Here is a 2,815-nt window from a genome sequence, read left to right as displayed (position 1 = left end):
AGATATAAATCTTCCTTAGATTCAAAATAGCTATACATTGACCCTATACTTATACCTGCATTCTTTGATATTTTATTTATATTTGCTCCTATAAATCCTTTTTGTGCAAATTCTTTTTCTGCTTCTTCAAGTATTCTATTTCGCTTCTCATTGGGTATGTTATTAAAAGTAGGCTTGCAAAATTGACTTGTATTCTCCATGGATAAATACTGCATATATTCCATAACTTTTCTCCTTTAAATGTTATATCCCAGTCTGTAACCACTTTTAACAGCTTCTAAAACTCTTCCCGGAGAAAAAGAATCTCCAATGTTGTATATTTCTCTTCCTAATCCTTCTCTTTTGCATTCTTCAAATAATTTATCATTAGAGTAAGTTCCCGTACATAGTACAATTTTATCGTATTCTAATTCTATTATTTTTTCTTTATTTCCAAGGGTCTTACTAAATGGATTAACCACATTCTCTGGTAAAATAGGTCGCCATGTTACAGTTGGATCTGGAACACCTTTATCAATATTTTTTGAAACTATTATTTTATTATCATTTATTTCTTTAACTACCGTACAATTCATTAATTTTACATTCATCTCATTTAGATGATGTATCATAAATCCTCTATTTGAAGTACAGCTCTTACTCATAAAATGTGGTTGCATTTCTACTATGGTAACTTTTTTGTCTTTAAACTCACGAGAAATCATATAAGCCACCTCACAACCTACATCTGAACCACCAATTACTACAATATCTTTTTCCTCATCCTTTAATATCGGATTTCTTAAAAAATCTAGTCCTTTTACTATTTTTTCATTATCTATACCTGGTATTTTTGGTATAAACACATTTGTACCTGTAGCAAATACTATAGTATCATAATCTTCTTTTTTCAATTCTTCTATGGTTATATTAGTGTTGAAATGTACTTTTAATCCAAAGTCTTCCTTGGCTTTTGATAGGTTTAAGTTTAAATAATCTATATAGTTTTTTACATCAAATTTAATTTTTGGTACTGACCCTAAAAGTAGCATTCCACCAGCTTTAGAATTTCTATCATATAATACTACTTCATGACCTCTCCTTGAAGCTGTACTTGCAAATACTGCTCCTGATGGTCCTGCTCCTACTACTGCTATTTTTTTCTTTATTTCACTTTTTATTATTTCTTTTTGATATACATCTTCAAAGGCAGTCCTTGGATTTACTGCACATTGTGGATGTCCTCCTGTTGATAGTTGTGCTAAACATCCTTCATGGTCTCCGATACATGGAATGATTTCATCTACTTTACCACCATAGACTTTATTTGGCCAGTTGGGGTCAGCTAGTAATGGTCTTGATAGTAGTATCATATCTGCTTTGTTTTCTCTTAAGGCACTTTCAGCTAAATCTGGATATCCTAACTTTCCAACGGCAATAATTGGTACTTCTTTACCTCTATTGGAAAGGATTTTATTTTTTAGAAAATATTCTTTGACCAAGGAGCTTAATCCTAAATATACTCCTGGTGGCATACCATTAGGCGGATGAGGCAACCACCAGTTTTCATATCCTCCCATATCAACATCAAAGGCATCAACTCCAGCTTCTACTAGATTTTTCATGTATTCCAATGACATTGTTAGAGTTCTTCCTTTATTAAACTTCTTTAGTTCCTTTTCACTAATCAACCTATCTTTATAAGTCTCTTTTAGAGCCAAGGAAAGGTCTATTCTATAATATATAGGATATCTATCTCCACATTTTTTTCTTACTTCTCTCACTAAATCCAAACCGAAGTTTTGCCAATTAGAGTATCTTCCTAGCTTTCTTCTATTAAATGCTGGGTCTGTCATCTGTTCTATTAGATATCCTGAATGACCATGAAGATGTACTCCATCTACTCCCAGATACTTAAAATCTGCGGCTATTTCTCCAGTATGTTTTATGATTTTTTTTATTTCAAAATTAGTAATAGGTCTACATGGAATCTGAGGAATATACCAGTTTGAGTTAAGTGAAGAGGATATGGGTAGTTTAAACTTTTTGAGTAAACATTCTGGATTTCCTACTCTACCCATTCCTGGTGCTAACTGAACAAAAAATCTACTTCCATAGGCATGGCAACCTTCAACTATATCCTTCCATCCAGATAATCCATTTCTATGAGTATCTATTCTAGGAAATATACCTGTTGCATTCTTGTCACCATAAGAAGGGTCATCCTTATAGTTAGTTGGTACCATACCACTAATAATTAAGCCAGTTCCTCCTTTGGCTCTTTCTAGATAGTATTCTATAAGCTTGTTGTTAGGTTTTCCGCTATTATCACAAAAGCTTATATTCCCCATAGGTCCCATTACTATTCTATTTTTTAGTTTTAAGTCGTTAATATAGATAGGCTCAAATAGACTTTTATAGGGATATAAATTATTGGTAAACTTTCCTTCTTCCATTCTTTTTTCATCATCAAACCAAGTTTGAATGTCTTTTACTATTTCTTCAATTTTATTTTCATATATATCACTCATACTTATCCCTTCTCTGTAAGTTACTATTAGTTTTCTTTATAAAACCTTTTTAATTTTCCTTTTCTCATAAAGTATCCTGCGATTCCACCTAATTTTTTTAATAGAAAATACTGAGATTTCATATCTATTAACTCCACTAGATTTCCATCCATATCCTTTAGAAACACCCAACAAGTTCCACTTGTGTATTGAGGTTCACAGAGAAATTCTACTCCCTGAGGTTTTAATTCTTCATAGTATTTTGGAACGTTTTTTACATCTAATGTTAAATGAGTTATTCCTGTTTTGTTCCACAAAGCAGTTTC

The 2,815-nt window shown here is 31.9% G+C and carries 3 protein-coding genes; all 3 read right to left on the bottom strand.

The features are described 5' to 3' along the window. Positions 1-224, bottom strand: a 224-nt coding sequence (locus ACRC03_RS16960) for a TetR/AcrR family transcriptional regulator (RefSeq protein ID WP_438653784.1), incomplete at its 3' end; no start/stop codon positions are given. Between the two features lie 12 nt (positions 225-236). After that, a complete protein-coding gene (locus ACRC03_RS16955) occupies positions 237-2,510 on the bottom strand; it encodes an oxidoreductase (RefSeq protein ID WP_438653783.1) in 2,274 nt (757 codons plus the stop codon). Positions 2,511-2,536: 26 nt separating this feature from the next. Continuing rightward, the coding region (locus ACRC03_RS16950; RefSeq protein ID WP_438653782.1) for a VOC family protein at positions 2,537-2,815 on the bottom strand (279 nt) is incomplete at its 5' end.

It is taken from the genome of Romboutsia sp. (genome assembly GCF_051659545.1).
Classification (GTDB): domain Bacteria; phylum Bacillota; class Clostridia; order Peptostreptococcales; family Peptostreptococcaceae; genus JBOFOR01.
The sequence above is the reverse complement of the archived record's forward strand: the minus strand, read 5'-3'. Positions and strand labels throughout refer to the sequence as shown.